At 62.0% G+C, this 15,144-nt stretch carries 11 protein-coding genes; 3 read left to right on the top strand and 8 right to left on the bottom strand.

The features are described from left to right. The first annotated feature begins 19 nt into the window (after nt 1-19). Nucleotides 20-2,020, top strand: coding sequence for a hydantoinase/oxoprolinase N-terminal domain-containing protein (locus tag ACSQ3J_RS11995; protein ID WP_060502825.1), 2,001 nt, complete (start codon nt 20-22; stop codon nt 2,018-2,020). Nucleotides 2,021-2,129: 109 nt separating this feature from the next. Continuing rightward, nucleotides 2,130-4,298 carry a malate synthase G gene (locus ACSQ3J_RS11990; protein ID WP_060502824.1) on the top strand — a complete coding sequence of 723 codons (2,169 nt, stop codon included), beginning with the start codon at nt 2,130-2,132 and terminating at the stop codon, nt 4,296-4,298. A gap of 202 nt (nt 4,299-4,500) precedes the next feature. On the opposite strand, the gene ACSQ3J_RS11985 is transcribed toward ACSQ3J_RS11990, so the two are convergent. Next, nucleotides 4,501-5,163: a L,D-transpeptidase gene (locus ACSQ3J_RS11985; protein WP_060502460.1), complete on the bottom strand. Its 663-nt coding sequence runs from the start codon at nt 5,161-5,163 to the stop codon at nt 4,501-4,503. 181 nt (nt 5,164-5,344) lie between these two features. On the opposite strand from ACSQ3J_RS11985, the gene ACSQ3J_RS11980 reads away from it, so the two are divergent. Next, nucleotides 5,345-5,878: an MmcB family DNA repair protein gene (locus tag ACSQ3J_RS11980; RefSeq protein WP_060502459.1), complete on the top strand. Its 534-nt coding sequence runs from the start codon at nt 5,345-5,347 to the stop codon at nt 5,876-5,878. 9 nt (nt 5,879-5,887) lie between these two features. Here the strand turns inward: ACSQ3J_RS11980 and ACSQ3J_RS11975 are convergent, their stop codons facing one another. From ACSQ3J_RS11975 to ACSQ3J_RS11945, 7 genes are all read right to left on the bottom strand, one after another. Beyond that, entirely contained in the window at nt 5,888-6,472 is a 585-nt protein-coding gene (locus ACSQ3J_RS11975) for an ActR/PrrA/RegA family redox response regulator transcription factor (RefSeq protein WP_060502458.1), read from the bottom strand. A gap of 77 nt (nt 6,473-6,549) precedes the next feature. Next, on the bottom strand, nt 6,550-7,854 hold the full coding sequence (locus tag ACSQ3J_RS11970; RefSeq protein WP_112834684.1) for an ActS/PrrB/RegB family redox-sensitive histidine kinase: 1,305 nt from the start codon (nt 7,852-7,854) through the stop codon (nt 6,550-6,552). A 31-nt stretch (nt 7,855-7,885) separates the two neighbouring features. Next, entirely contained in the window at nt 7,886-10,345 is a 2,460-nt protein-coding gene (gene hrpB, locus ACSQ3J_RS11965) for an ATP-dependent helicase HrpB (protein WP_200954927.1), read from the bottom strand. Next, on the bottom strand, nt 10,345-11,007 hold the full coding sequence (locus tag ACSQ3J_RS11960) for an ATP-binding cassette domain-containing protein (protein ID WP_436039249.1): 663 nt from the start codon (nt 11,005-11,007) through the stop codon (nt 10,345-10,347). The genes hrpB and ACSQ3J_RS11960 overlap by 1 nt, the downstream gene beginning before the upstream one ends. Further along, nucleotides 11,008-12,642, bottom strand: coding sequence for an ABC transporter permease (locus tag ACSQ3J_RS11955; protein ID WP_112834697.1), 1,635 nt, complete (start codon nt 12,640-12,642; stop codon nt 11,008-11,010). A gap of 76 nt (nt 12,643-12,718) precedes the next feature. Beyond that, nucleotides 12,719-13,957 (bottom strand): ABC transporter substrate-binding protein, encoded by a 1,239-nt coding sequence (locus ACSQ3J_RS11950; RefSeq protein ID WP_060502455.1) that lies wholly within the window; start codon nt 13,955-13,957, stop codon nt 12,719-12,721. A 105-nt stretch (nt 13,958-14,062) separates the two neighbouring features. Further along, complete coding sequence (locus tag ACSQ3J_RS11945) at nt 14,063-15,007, bottom strand: ornithine cyclodeaminase family protein (RefSeq protein WP_060502454.1); 945 nt, start codon at nt 15,005-15,007, stop codon at nt 14,063-14,065. Nucleotides 15,008-15,144: the final 137 nt, after the last annotated feature.

The following is a 15,144-nucleotide window of genomic DNA, read 5'->3' as shown; positions in this document are numbered from 1 at the left end:
TGCCCGAATGGACGCTCTCGTGACTGATCATCTTCTCCTCGGTATCGATACCGGCGGAACCTATACCGACGCGGTTCTTTTCAGTGAAACCGAAGGCGTCGTCGCCAAGGCAAAGGCACTGACAACGCGCCACGATCTTTCTGTTGGTATTGCCGGTGCAGTGGAGGCCGTGCTGGAACAGGCAAAGGCGCCTGCATCGGCGATCAGCCTTGTGTCTCTGTCCACGACGCTTGCGACCAACGCGCTGGTTGAGGGACAGGGCGGCCGCGCCGGTCTTGTCATGATAGGATTTGGTCCGGAAGACCTGAAGAGGGATGGCCTGCAGGAAGCGCTGGGCTCCGATCCTGTGATCTTTCTGCCCGGTGGCCATAATGTCCATGGCGGCGAAACATTGCTCGACATGACGCTGCTTGACGAAGCCCTGCCTGAGCTTGCAACACAGGTCGCGTCCTTCGCCGTGGCCGGTTATTTCGCCGTGCGGAATCCGGCTCATGAGCAGCGCGTGCGTGAGCGTATCCGCGAAATGTCGCATCTGCCGGTCACCTGCAGTCATGAGCTGTCCTCCAAACTTGGCGGCCCCCGCCGGGCGCTGACGACCCTTCTCAATGCCCGCCTGGTCTCGATGATCGACCGGCTGATTGGCGCCTGCGAAGGTTTCCTGAAAAGTCGCGGCATCGATGTACCGATGATGGTCGTGCGTGGCGACGGCGCGCTGATATCGGCGTCGGAGGCGCGGCTGCGGCCGATCGAAACCATTCTCTCAGGCCCCGCTGCAAGCCTTGTCGGTGCCCGGCATCTGACTGGCCTCGACAATGCCGTTGTTTCCGACATCGGCGGTACCACCACCGATGTCGCGGTGCTGGATCAGGGCCGTCCCCGTCTGGATGGCGAAGGCGCTGTCGTCGGCGGGTTTCGCACCATGGTTGAGGCGGTGGCGATGCGCACCTTTGGCCTCGGCGGCGATTCGGAAATCCGTATCAACGATCGCGGCCTGCAGGCGAAGATCGATCTCGGCCCGCGCCGCTTCCTGCCGCTCAGCCTTGCGGCTGTGGAGCATGAGGATGCGGTTATTTCCGTGCTCGAGCGCCAGTTGCGTACGGCCCACGTCGGGCGTCACGATGGCCGCCTGGCCGTGCGGACCGGGCTTCCCGATCATCTGGCTAGCGGCCTGCAGCCGCAAGAAACGGCTCTGTACGAACGGATCGGCGCGGTGCCCGTGGCGCTGGAGAGCCTTTTGACCAGCACCTTGCAGAAAGCAACGCTGGACAAGCTGGTGGCGCGTGGCCTCGTCCATATCTGCGGCTTCACCCCATCCGATGCCATGCATGTGCTGGGGCGGCAGAACCAGTGGAACGCCACGGCGGCCCGGCTGGGCGCGGAACTTGCAGCCCGCATCAAGGATGGATCCGGCAAGCCGATCGCTTCTTCTGCGGAAGTGCTGTCGGAAATGATCGTCGCCCGCCTGACCCGCCAGTCCGCCGAAGTCATTCTCTCCTCCTGCCTGGCGGAAGACGGAGCGGCCATCGATCCCACTGTGTCGCTAGCCGTCGACCGGGCGTTGAAGCGTGAGCCGGGCATTGTCGCATTTTCGCTGTCGCTCGATCGTCCGCTGGTCGGGCTTGGGGCGTCCGCCCCGGTCTATTATCCGGCAATCGCCGATATGCTCGGCGCTGAATCGTCGATCCCCCCGGAGGCCGGGGTCGCCAATGCCGTCGGCGCCGTCGTCGGCCAGGTGCGGGCTTCGGTTACGGTGTTTGTCACGGCGCCGGAAGAGGGTATCTTCATCGTCAATGGTGCCGGTCCGAGCAGCCGGTTCCTGGATCAGGAACAGTCTTTCGCGTTCGCCCGCGATCGGGCGCAAGCCGCAGCCTTGGCATCGGCCCGGTCAAACGGCGCAGACGAGCCGGCCTTGGTCATGCGGGAGGAAATCGACGCTCCGGAAACTGAGGGGAGCCGAAAGCTGATCGAGGCGCGGTTCACCGCGACTGCCAGCGGCCGCCCGCGTGTGGCCAATGATTGATTTGTTCTGATTTGGAAATAATTCTTCGCATTTTTGCTGGATTGACAGAGAATGAAACCGTGAGAGACTGCGGCCTCTCAAATTCAAGCGTTAATTCATGGAGTTGCCGATGGGCCGGATAGAAAAGAATGGGTTGGGAATCGATGCGGATTTGCACGAATTCCTCGTCAAGGAAGCGTTGCCCGGCACCGGAATCAATGTGGATCAGTTCTTCGCGGCCTTCTCGCAGATCGTCCATGATCTCGCGCCGAAAAACCGCGAGCTGCTGGCCAAGCGTGATGCGTTGCAGGAAAAGCTCGACAACTGGTACCGCCAGAACGGCGCGCCGGTCGATATGGCTGTTTACGAAGGTTTCCTGAAGGAGATCGGTTATCTCCTGCCGGAAGGTCCGGATTTCACGGTTTCCACCAGCAATGTCGATCCGGAGATCGCTACCATTGCCGGGCCGCAGCTCGTCGTTCCTGTCATGAATGCGCGCTATGCGCTGAACGCCGCCAACGCGCGCTGGGGTTCACTCTATGATGCGCTCTACGGCACCGACGCAATTGCCGAGGATGGCGGCGCGGAAAAGGGCAGGGGTTACAACCCGGTCCGCGGCCAGAAGGTCATCGCCTGGGCGCGCAGCTTTCTTGATGCCAGCGCACCGCTGTCGGCCGGCAGCTGGAGTGACGTCACGGCATTGACCGTCGATGGCGCAGTCCTGTCGATCTCGACCGCCTCAGGCGCGGTCAAACTCGCGGACGCCGCTCAATTTGCCGGCTATCGGGGTGAAAAGGCCTCGCCGTCACACGTTCTTCTGAAGAAGAACAACCTGCATATCGAGATTGTCATCGACGCCTCGACGCCAACCGGGAAGGACGATCTCGCCCACATTTCCGATGTCATCCTCGAATCGGCCATCACGGCGATCATGGATTGCGAGGATTCGATTGCTGCCGTCGATGCCGAAGACAAGATCGTCGTCTATCGCAACTGGCTGGGCCTGATGAAGGGTGATCTGCAGGAAGAGGTCACAAAGGGCGGCAAGACGTTTACGCGCAAGCTCAATGCGGATCTCGGCTTTACGGCGCCGCAGGGTGGCGAGATTTCGCTGAAGGGCCGCGCGCTGATGCTGGTGCGCAATGTCGGTCACCTGATGACCAATCCGGCCATCCTCGATCGCGATGGCAACGAGGTTCCGGAAGGCATCATGGATGCCATGATCACCGGCCTGATCGCGCTCTATGATATAGGACCAAACGGACGCCGGATGAACTCGCGCGAAGGCTCGATGTATGTCGTCAAGCCGAAGATGCACGGCCCGGAAGAGGTTGCCTTCGCCTCGGAAATCTTCGGCCGCGTCGAGCAGGCGCTCGGCATGGCTGCGAACACCATGAAAATGGGTATCATGGACGAGGAGCGCCGCACGACGGTCAACCTCAAGGAATGCATTCGCGCTGCCAGGGAGCGCGTCGTCTTTATCAATACCGGCTTCCTCGATCGCACCGGCGATGAGATGCACACCTCGATGGAAGCGGGTCCTATGATCCGCAAGGGTGACATGAAGCAGGCGGCCTGGATCGCGGCTTATGAAAACTGGAACGTTGATATCGGCCTGGAATGCGGCCTGTCCGGGCATGCGCAGATCGGTAAGGGCATGTGGGCGATGCCCGACCTGATGGCGGCGATGCTGGAGCAGAAGATCGCTCATCCGAAGGCTGGCGCCAATACCGCCTGGGTTCCGTCGCCAACGGCTGCGACGCTGCATGCGACGCACTATCACAAGGTCGATGTTTCAGCCGTTCAGGCAGACCTGAAGAGCAGGGCTCGGGCGAAACTGAGCGACATCCTTTCGGTTCCGGTCGCCTCGCGGCCGAACTGGACGGCAGACGAAATCCAGCGCGAACTCGACAACAACGCGCAAGGTATTCTCGGTTACGTCGTGCGCTGGGTTGATCAGGGCGTCGGTTGCTCCAAGGTGCCTGACATCAACAATGTCGGCCTGATGGAAGACCGCGCTACCCTGCGCATCTCCGCCCAGCACATGGCCAACTGGCTGCATCATGGCGTCGTTACCGAAGCGCAGATCGTCGAGACGATGAAGCGCATGGCTGCGGTCGTTGACTGCCAGAATGCCGGGGATGCAGCCTATACGCCGATGGCCGGCAACTTTGATGGTTCGATCGCATTCCAGGCGGCGCTCGAACTGGTCCTGAAGGGACGCGAGCAACCAAACGGCTACACCGAACCTGTCCTGCACCGCCGCCGTCTGGAGCTGAAGGCAAGCCAGGCTGCTTAGCAAGGCTTTCTGTTCCACGTGAAACCCGCCCAATTCCGACACTTAGCTCAAGGCCCTTCTTATCTCCCTCGAGGAATGAGGAGGGCCTCGAAGTATTGGTGTCTTTTCGCAGCGCCAGGATGTGCAGCTAAATCGCTGTGTCAAAAACAAAAATCCCCGGACAAGCCGGGGATTTGAAAACGCTACATGGTTTGAACGGCAATTACTGCTGGACGATGACGTGGGTGTTCTTGCCCGGACGTACGCGCGCGTAAAGGTCGATGATGTCCTGGTTGATCATGCGGATGCAGCCGGACGAAGCGGCGGTGCCGATCGAGGCCCATTCCGGCGAACCGTGGATGCGGAACAGCGTGTCCTTGCCTTCATCGTTGAACAGGTACATGGCGCGCGCGCCGAGCGGGTTGCGCAGGCCCGGGCCCATGCCGTTTTCGACATACTGGGCAACGTCCGGCTTGCGCACGGCCATTTCCTTCGGCGGATGCCATGTCGGCCATTCCTGCTTCCAGGCAACATAGGCGCGGCCTTCCCATGCAAAGCCGGCCTTGCCGACGCCGATGCCATAGCGAACGGCCTTGCCGCCGGGCAGCACGAAATAGAGGAAGCGGTTCGGCGTGTTGACGATGATCGTGCCGGGCTTTTCAGCCGTGGCATAGTCGACGATCTGGCGGTGAAAACGCTCGTTGACCTTGTTAATCGGGATAGCCGGGAGGGCGTAGCCATGATCTTCGACCGGGCCGTAGCCGTCCGAGAAAATCTGGTTTGTCGCTACTTTTTCGCCGATGGGAGCGATCGGCGCCGTGGAGCAACTGGCCAAGGCGAGTGTAGCCGCGAGGCTGCACAGCAGAACTGCATTGCGGAAGCGCATGGGTGTCTCTTGTAATGAAGTTAAGAATATCTGGGCTGATTCGACCATCAGCGATTATGGTTTATTTTCGATTGGTCTCATGATTGCAAGTGAATGCGGTGCAGCATGCCTGCAGGATGATTCAAAAACTCCACGGAGTGTTTTTTTGCAACAAAAGCGGCCTTGTGCCAGAGTCTAAAGCATGGCGATTCTCTCTATCCACAACGATAGTCCTTTGATTGACGGCCGTCAGTCGCAGCGCGCCATGATGGTGCGTCGCGGTGTCCAGCGTTACTTGCATGAAATGCGCCATGCGGTGCTGCCGGAACTGACGCTTGCCAGCGGCAGGCGTGCCGATCTGATCTCGATTTCCCCCAAGGGCGATATCTGGATCGTCGAGATCAAGACGTCGATCGAGGATTTCAAGGTCGACCGCAAATGGCCGGACTACCGGATGCATTCCGATCGGCTCTACTTCGCCACCCATAGCGGCGTGCCGCTCGATATCTTTCCGGAAGAATGCGGGCTGTTGCTGTCGGATGGCTATGATGCCGAGATGATCCGCGATGCGCCGGAACACAAGCTGCCTGCGCCAACCCGCAAGTCGGTGACCACGAATTTCGCCCGCGTCGCCGCCCAGCGGCTGATGCTGGCGGAATGGTCGGCAGACAGGGCAGGCGACACCAGTCCGAATATGCGCGACATCGTTTCGGGCTCGCTGGACGGCGAAAGCTGAGGCGCGCCGTTACTTCGGCGCGCGCTTGGCCAGGATTCGCTGCAGCGTACGGCGATGCATGTTGAGCCGGCGCGCGGTCTCCGACACATTGCGTTCGCACATTTCGTAGACGCGCTGAATATGCTCCCAGCGCACACGGTCGGCCGACATCGGGTTTTCCGGCGGTTCGGCGCGCTCGCCGGTCCTTTGCACCAGTGCTGCGAAGATATCGTCGGCATCGGCAGGCTTGGCGAGATAGTCGACGGCCCCAAGCTTCACCGCGTTGACGGCGGTCGCGATATTGCCATAGCCGGTCAGCATGATGATGCGTGTGTCGTCGCGCCGGGCGCGGATCGCTTCGATGACGTCGAGGCCGCTACCGTCGCCGAGCCGCAGATCGACGACCGCATATTTCGGCGGACGAGTCTTGGCCTTGGCGATGCCTTCGGCAACCGATTCGGCGATATCGACGGCAAAGCCACGGGTTTCCATGGCGCGGGCCAGACGGCGCAGGAAAGGTGCGTCGTCATCGACGATCAAAAGGGACGTGTCAGTGCCGATCAGCGCAGCATCACTCGGGGCGGCGTCTGCCTGTTCGGGAAGTTTTTCCGTCATGTCGCAATCCTTGATGCAGTCTCTTATTCCTGCACTCTATGTAAGTTCGCTTATTCGCGCTACCGGACGGCGTAAAGTCATTTTGACAGTTTCGTATCCATCAAACTGCGCGGCCATTCGACGCTGACACGGGCGCCGGGCTTCTCGGGGCCGCGGTTCTCGAAGGTCAGTTTGGCGCCCGATCGCTCCAGCAGCGTCTTGGCGATAAACAGGCCAAGGCCCAGGCCTCCGGCGCTGTCGTCCTTCTGGCGCTTGGTGACATAGGGTTCGCCGATCCGGCTAAGGATATCCGGCGCATATCCGTCGCCATCGTCCTCGATCACTACCGAAACGATAGAAGGCGTATGGGTGACTGTCACCGTCACTTCCTTCTTGGCATAGTCGACGGCGTTCTCCAGCAGATTGCCGAGCCCATAGAGAATACCGGCATTGCGGTTGCCGACGGGTTCGGCTGCACGGTCTCCGCGTTCAACGAGGTTGATCTGGATGCCAAACTCCCGATGCGGCGCCATCACCTCCTCCACCAGCGAGGAAAGCGGCAGGTTGCGCATGTGATCTTCGTTCTCCGAAGACAAGGTCGTCAGACGCCGCAGAATATCACGGCAACGTTCGCTCTGGCTGCGCAGCAGGTGAACATCCTCGCCGAAGCGCGGGTCGTCGCCGAGTTCCCGCTCCATCTCCTTGGCAACGACGCTGATCGTGGCGAGCGGCGTGCCGAGTTCGTGAGCGGCGGCGGCGGCAAGGCCGTCGAGCTGCGACAGGTGCTTTTCGCGCTGCAAGACCAGTTCCGTCGCGGTTAGTGCTTCCGACAACTCGCTGGCTTCCAGAGAGACGCGATAAGTGTAGAAGGCCGCGAATGCCGTGGTCGCAACGATGGCGAACCAGATGCCGGCAGTGAGGACCGTTGGCATCTGGAGGACGAGACCGGGATACCAGGGTAGCGGGAAGGGTGAGAAGGCAAGTGCGGTAATCCCGAGGATGGCAAGGCTTGCCAAAGCAATGCTGTGCCACTTCGGCTGCGAGGCAGACGAGATGATGACGGGAACACAGACCAGCGGCGCAAAAGGATTGGCAAGACCGCCAGTAATGAACAGAAGTGCCGTCAGCTGGGCAAGATCGATACCGAGCAGCGCAAAGGCGGCCGGTGGCTGCAACCGGTGCGTCGGAGGATAGCGGATGGTGAGGTAAGCGTTCACCCAGGCAAGAAGGGCTATCAGCGAGCAGCAGGCAATCAACGGCAGCGGAAATTGCAGCCAGAAGGCGGTGATCGTCACCGCGATCGATTGCCCGCCAACCGCCAGCCAGCGCAACCGCACGATTGTCTGCAGACGCAGAACGCGGCTTGTGGTGGCTTCTTCCCCGTCGAGTGCGGCCGTCGTCATCCGGTTTCCTGTCGTCATTGCCATTGAAGCCTCATGTACCACGCGGTTTTGCCCGTGTCGTTGGCGGCGCGTTTGCCGGATCTTCCGGCCAGGGGTGTTTCGGATACCGGCCACGCATATCGGCGCGAACATCCTTCCAGGACCCGGCCCAGAAACCGGGCAGATCACGCGTCATCTGCATCGGCTTGTGGCCCGGCGAGATCAGCTCCAGAAGCAGCGGTAATCGCCCGCCGCCAATCGACGGATGCGTCTTCAGCCCGAACAGTTCCTGAACGCGGATCGACAGAACCGGCTCGTCGCCATCATAGCGGATCGGATGGCGCTGTCCGGTCGGTGCTTCGAAATGGGTCGGGGCCAAACGTGCAAGATCGCGGGCGATATCATGCGGCACCAGCGACTGCAGCCCTTCGGAAAGGCTGCCCGCGCTGATATCGTCGATACCGCGTGTATCTCGCTGGAAGGGAACGAACCACTCATACAGCCGCGACAGCAAGCTCTCATCCGACATATCCGGCCAAGGCTCGCCGAGGGTGCGATAGAGAAAGCCGATGCGGTCGCGCAATTGCGCGGCTTCCTTGGAGAATGGCAAAACCGCAAGCCCAAGCTGGCGAACGCCATCCGCAAGCGCGCGGGCGGCCGGTTCGCCCTTTGGCTTGCTGAGTGGCGTTTCGTCAAAAATGATCGCGCCAAGCCGCGTCACCCGCCGCGCCCGGACCTGTAGGCTCGGCCGGTCGAAGAAGGTCTGGTCTTCCTGGACGATTGCTTGCGGCATATGCGCTTCGACATCGGCGCGGGTGATTTCCGCTGCGGCGAGAATGCGCTGCCCGCCCGCCCGGCCGGTCAGGTCGGCGATAACAAGCATGGAGGCGCCGGCCAGCCGCTCGGTCTCCGGCAGTTCGGCTCCACGGCCATTGGCCATGACGAAGCGTCCGCGGCCGCCGCGCTGCAATGCGATCCGGTCGGGAAAGGCCTGCATCAAGAGAATGCCAGGTTGAACCGCCTCGCTGGAATCCTTTCTCGCACTCAAGCCCTTGGCCATCCGGCGGGCCAGCCCCCGCGAGGCATCGGCACGGTCGCCGCGCTCGGACTTGAACCGCCGCAACCGGTCCTCGAGATCGATGCTGTTGCCGCCGAGACCCTGCTCGGTCAAAACCACGGCCAGAAGGCATGCTTCGTATGCCTGACCATCATCCGCTGCGGCAACAGCCATGGCGGCAAGACGGGGCGGCAGTGCCAGTTGGCGGATCTGTTTTCCCCGCGCCGTCAATGCGCCGGTGCTATCGAGCGCCCCGAGCTGAACAAGCAGCGCCTTTGCCTCCTGCCATGTCGTCACCGGCGGCGGATCGAGAAAGCCAAGACCGGATGGATCTGTCACACCCCAATGGGCGAGATCCAGCACGAGACCCGATAGATCGCTTGAGAGAATCTGAGGCGGGGTAAACGCTGGCAGAGCCGCCGTCTGTCCCTGATGCCAGAGACGGATGGCGATGCCAGGCTCGGTGCGCCCGGCGCGACCCGCCCGCTGATCGGCAGAGGCGCGTGACACGCGCACGGTTTCCAGCCGGGTGATCCCGGTCGAAGCCTCAAAGGCGGGAAGCCGCTGCAGGCCACTATCGATGACGATGCGTACACCATCAATGGTGATCGATGTCTCGGCGATCGACGTGGCCAGCACGATCTTGCGCGTTCCCGCTGCAGCTGGGCGGATTGCCGCGTCCTGCTCTTTCTGGCTGAGGTTACCGAACAGCGGCGCGATGATGGTTTCCGCGCCAAACCGGCCGGTCAACCGTTCAGCCGTGCGGGTGATTTCCGCCTGTCCCGGCAGGAAAGCCAGGATCGAGCCGGTTTCCTCGCGGTGTGCCTCGATGATGGCGCGGGTCACGGCATCTTCCACGCGTTCCGTCGATGGCCGTTCGCGATAACGAACCTCCACCGGAAAACTGCGCCCCTGGCTCTCGATCACAGGAGCTCCGTCCAGCAGCTGCGCCACCCGGCCGACATCCAGCGTCGCCGACATGACGATCAGTTTCAGGTCGTCGCGCAGCACCTGCTGCACATCGAGTGCCAGCGCCAGCCCGAAATCCGCATCCAGCGAGCGCTCGTGAAACTCGTCGAACAGCACCGCCGACACTCCTGGCAATTCCGGATCGTCGAGCAGCATCCGGGCAAACACGCCTTCGGTCACCACCTCGATACGGGTCCTTGCCGAAATCCGGCTGTCGAGCCGCATGCGGTAGCCGACCGTATCGCCAACACTTTCGCCAAGCAGGCTTGCCATGCGCCCGGCAGCGGCGCGGGCCGCCAGCCGGCGTGGTTCAAGCAGGATGATCCGGCCATCGCCGCGCCAGGGCTGGTCCAGTAGAAACAACGGCACAAGCGTCGTCTTGCCTGCACCAGGCGGCGCCGACAGCACGACCGCCGGAGCCTGCACCAATGCTTCGCCGAGTGCTGGCAAAATGGCTTTAACGGGCAGATCGGGGAGTGCGTCCATCATGTTCGGTTATCCTCGCCGATCACGATGACAGGTCCGCCAGCGGCGTCCGCGTCCGCCTGATCATGCGTGACCAGAACAACCGGCAGGCCAGCGGATTTTGCGCGCGCGAAGATCAGTCCGCGGGTTTGCTGTCGCAGGTCGCTGTCAAGTTTGGAAAAGGGTTCATCAAGCAGCAGCAAGCGCGGCGCCGACAGCATCACCCGCTGCAGCGCCACCCGGGCTTTCTGCCCACCGGAGAGCGTGGCGGGATCCCGGTCGTAAAACCCTTCGAGCTCCACATCGATGAGTGCCTGCTCGACCATTCGCCGCCGCTGGTCACGCTGTGCGATCGAAGGGGTCAGCCCGAACAGGAGATTGCCGCCAACCGAAAGATGCGGAAACAAAAGCGGGTCCTGGAACAGCATGCCGCACCGGCGTTTTTCAGCGGCAATGCCGGTCAGGTCGCCTCCATCGATCAGGATACGGCCGCTGCCGGTGAAAACTGGATCAAGAAAGCCACATATGTAAGCAAGCAGCGCCGATTTCCCGGCGCCGGATGGTCCCATCACCGTCAGGATTTCGCCCGGCCGGACATGGGCCGACAAAGACAGCAGCGTCCGGCCGTCAAGGGCGATTGAAATCGTCTCCAGATGCAGGCCGTCTGTCGTCTTGGGTGTCATTCAAATCCTCATCGCGCGCCGGCCGCGGAATAGCAAGTGCGGCACCAGCGATGCAATCAGAAATCCGCCGAAGGGAACCAGCGTCTGCAAAAGCGCATAGACCCCGATCGCCCGGCGGTCGCCACCGGACGATAGGGCCACCGCCTCCGTGGTGATGGTGACGATCCGCCCGGCGCCGATCAGAAGCGTCGGGAGATAGAGCCCGGCAGAAACCGCGAAACCGACGGCGAAGGCCGTCAGGCATGCCCGCGTCAGCATCGGCAGGCGGATTTGCAGCAGGATCTGTAATGGCGATTTGCCGATCCCTGCCGCCAGCGTTTCGTAACGCCGGTCGAGCGCCCGCCAGGGCTGCGACAGGGAGAGAACGACATAAGGCAGCACGAAAATCAGGTGCACGAACAAAAGCAGAGGAAAGGACGCGGCAAACCCGAGCGTCACGCTGAGGATCTGCAGGCCGAAGACGAAGCAGAGCTGCGGCATGATCAACGGCAGATAGAGCACGCTGCCCATCGGGTGGCCGTCGCGATGGCCGCCTTGCCACAACAGGCCAATCGCCAGCAGAAGGGCGATGGCCGCAGAACTGCCGGCAAGCGAGATCGTCGTTGTGATCGCCACCCCGGCCTGCGGGAGGGCGCGCAACCAGGGCTGAAGCGTAAAACTGTCCGGCAGCAGCGCGGGAAACGGCCAGAGACCGGCAATCGACCAGACGAGGAGCGTGGCAAGACCGAGGAAGACGAGGCCCGCCGACAGGGCCATGACGGCGCAGGCTGAGCGGCGTAACAGCCGGTCGTCAGCCTTGCGAACACCGGAACCGGACATCCGTCGCAGCAGCACGGATCCGATCTGCTCAAGGGCCAGCCACGTCACCATCGCCGCCATCGTCAGCCCAAACTGTAACAGCGCCCCCGCCGATGCCAGGAACCGCATCCGCAGATCGCTATCGGCCATCCATTCGGTGATGCGTACGGCCAGTGGCGCCGGCAACGCCGGGCCGAGGATCATCGCCACATCGACGACCGAGCTGGCATAGGCGACAACGGCAAAGACCGGTAGCCGGATCTGGCGGTAGAGAAGCGGCCAGACGCTGATCAGGAAACCCCGGATGCGGCCATAGCCAAGGCTGGCTGACAATTGCCGCGCCTGGAGGAGGGGCACCTGCGGCAGGGCCGCCAGCGTCACCAGAAACAGAAACGGCATTTCCTTGACGATCAGCCCCGCCATCATCGTCAATCCCAGCGGGTCTTGTGGCACCAGCCAGTCGGGCGGGCTGACATAACCGGTGAGATCGGGTGAGACGAGACGCATCGCCAGGCCAGAGGGTGCGACAAGGAAAACAAGGCCAAAGGCTGCGGCGGCATGCGGGATGGCGAGCAATGGTGAAACGAGGTGCTGGATGCGGGAAAACATCCGGGTTCCGGCATATCCGGCGGTAAACAGCATGACGATGGCGAGCGACAGGCCGGTGGTGACGATTGCCGTCGAAAAACTGATCTGCATCGAGCGCAGCAGGTGCGGCTGCGCTGCAAGTTCCGCAAAATGGGAAAGGGTCAGATGATCGCCGCCAAGTGCCGGCAACAGACCGAAGGCAGGTCCGACCGTACCCGCTAGCCCGGCCAGGATCGGCAGGCCGATCATGACCAGTACGACACCCGATAGGCTGAACCGGCGGCTCACGGTTTTGCCGTTGGCCAGCGGCCGGCCAGGATGGTCCTCAGTTCGCCGCTCCATAACGCTTGATCCATTCGGCCTCGATGCGCGTCATCCAGTCGGGATGCGGTTCGGCCAGCGCCGGCCCGAGCTTGTCCGGCGGCAGTGTCGCGACACCCAGATCAAGTGCTGCAAACGCCACCCTGTCGGCCTCCGGCAGCTTGCCCAAAGCCAGCACCGTCGGGTCCCCCCAGACTTTCGGGTCCTGTTTCCGCACCTGCGCTTCCGGCGACAAAAGGAAGTTGGCCAGCACCAGAGCACCTGCCTTGGCGTTGGCATTATAGGGGATGCCAACGAAATGTGTGTTGCCGAGCGTTCCCTTCGAAAACACGAAGGAGCGGACGCTGCCGGGCAGTTCACCGGCGGCAATTCCGGCCGAAGCCTCCGCCGGATTGAAGGCGAAGATGATGTCGAGTTCACCATCGGCCAGCTTCTGCTTCATATCGGGATAGTTCTTTGGGAAAGCCTTGCCCTTGCGCCACAAGAATGGATGCAATTGGTCGAGATAGGCAAACAGCGGCGCCACATCCGCATTGAACGTCACATCATCGACCGGTTTCTGCAGTTTTTCCTTGTCGGCGATCAATTCGCTCAGCACCTGCTTCAGAAACGACGAGCCGATGAAATCCGGCGGCTGCGGATAGGAAAACCGGCCGGGATGCGCTTGGGCAAAGGACAGCAGGTCCCTCGCCGAATCCGGCAGGTCTTTCCGTGCCGTGCGGGCTTCATCATAGAAGAACACCAGTTTTGCTGCCCCCCAGGGGCTTTCCAGCCCATCGGTCGGAATAGTAAAATCCGTCAGGGTGGTCGGCTGGTTGTCGATATCGACCAGACCCCAGTGGGGTAGCTTCGTTGCCCAGTCCGGAGAAAACAGCAGGCCCTGGCGCTTCATCGCGGCAAAATTTTCGCCATTGATCCAGATGAGATCGACGGACCCGTGCTGGTCGCGCCCGGCCGCCTTCTCTGCAAGCACCGTCGTCACCGCCTTGGCGGTATCGTCCAGCTTGACCTGCACGACCGTGACGCCGTAGCGCGCCTTCACCAAGTCGCCGGCCCATTGGATATAGGCGTTGATATTGGCCGAGCCGCCCCAGGCATTGAAATAGACAGTCTCGCCGCGCGCCTCGGCCAGCACCTGATCCCACCTGGCCGCATCTATGGCCATCGCCGGTCCAGTCGCCGTGAGCGCAAGCGGAACCAAAAGCGCCACCTGTATGAACATCCGCCGTGTCGACCTGATCATTCTTCCCCCAACCTGCGCTTGAAATGTGCGCTCCAACCTAAGCCAAGGCCGCGATCCGTCAACGCCGGCAGGTGTCAACCGCCATCACGATCCGGTGACGGGTATTCAGCTGCGCCGTGACCGCTCAAAGGCAAGAACAGCACCAGCGAGATCCTCGAGCGCTGCACCGACGGATTTGAACAGGGTGATTTCGTCCGGGCTGGTTCGGCCCGCATGACGGCCGCCGGTCAGCTCGGCCAGGTCCGCCCGAACGGAGCCTGCGGCAATGATCTCGGCCCGCAACGGCTGGACCAGGTCGCCGCCTTCGGTGAGTGCCCCGTCGCGCGTATCGACGAACAGTGTGGCGCGCTCGACGGCGCGGTCGTCGCTCTCGCGCATGCTGGGCTTGAAGGCGCCGACAAGGTCGAGATGCGCCCCGTCCTTCAGCCAGCCGCCGCGGATCAGTGGTTCGGATGAGAGAGTTGCGCAGGAGATGATGTCGGCCTGGCGGGCGGCGGCCTCTATATCCGTGGTAACGGAGACGGTGATACCGGGGAGATCGAGTTGTGCCGCCGTTGCCTCCGCCTTGCTTCTGTCGCGGGCCCAGATCGTCACCTCGGAAATCGGCCGCACTGAAGCATGCGCCTCGATCAGGTTCTGCGACAGCCGGCCGGCGCCCACCATCAACATGCGGCGCGCATCCTTGGCTGCGAGGTAGTCTGCGGCAAGCGCCGAAGCGGCGGCGGTCCGGCGGGCGGTGAGCTCCGCGCCATCGATGATCGCCAGAAGCTGACCGGTCTTGCCGGACGAAAGCAGATAACTGCCATGGATGGCCGGCAGGTTCCGCGCGCTATTGCCTGGAAACACCGACACCATCTTGACCCCGATATAGCTGCCCGGCTGCCAGGCCGGCATCAGAAGCAGGGTCGCGGCATCTTCTCCTGGCACCTTCACATCATGATGATGGCGCACCGGCATTTCGCAACCGTCGCGAAACATTATGCGCAGTGCCGCGATCAGATCGGGCCAGGGCAGGGCGGCGCGTGTTTCGGCTTCATTCAGGACCAACATCTGTCTCTCCCATGATAAATGTCGATGGACATTAACAGGAGTTTTTAAGGGGACCAAAGGACGGGATGTTTTGATGTTGTGCGGGCTGGGCATAACTGGAGAAAGGGGCCAACCGGCCCGTTTCCTAATTTTGACCA

Origin of the sequence: Rhizobium sp. LjRoot98 (genome assembly GCF_964252935.1) — a bacterium.
Lineage (GTDB): Bacteria > Pseudomonadota > Alphaproteobacteria > Rhizobiales > Rhizobiaceae > Pararhizobium.
Note: the sequence above shows the minus strand (reverse complement) of the source record. Positions and strands in the feature narration are given on the sequence as shown.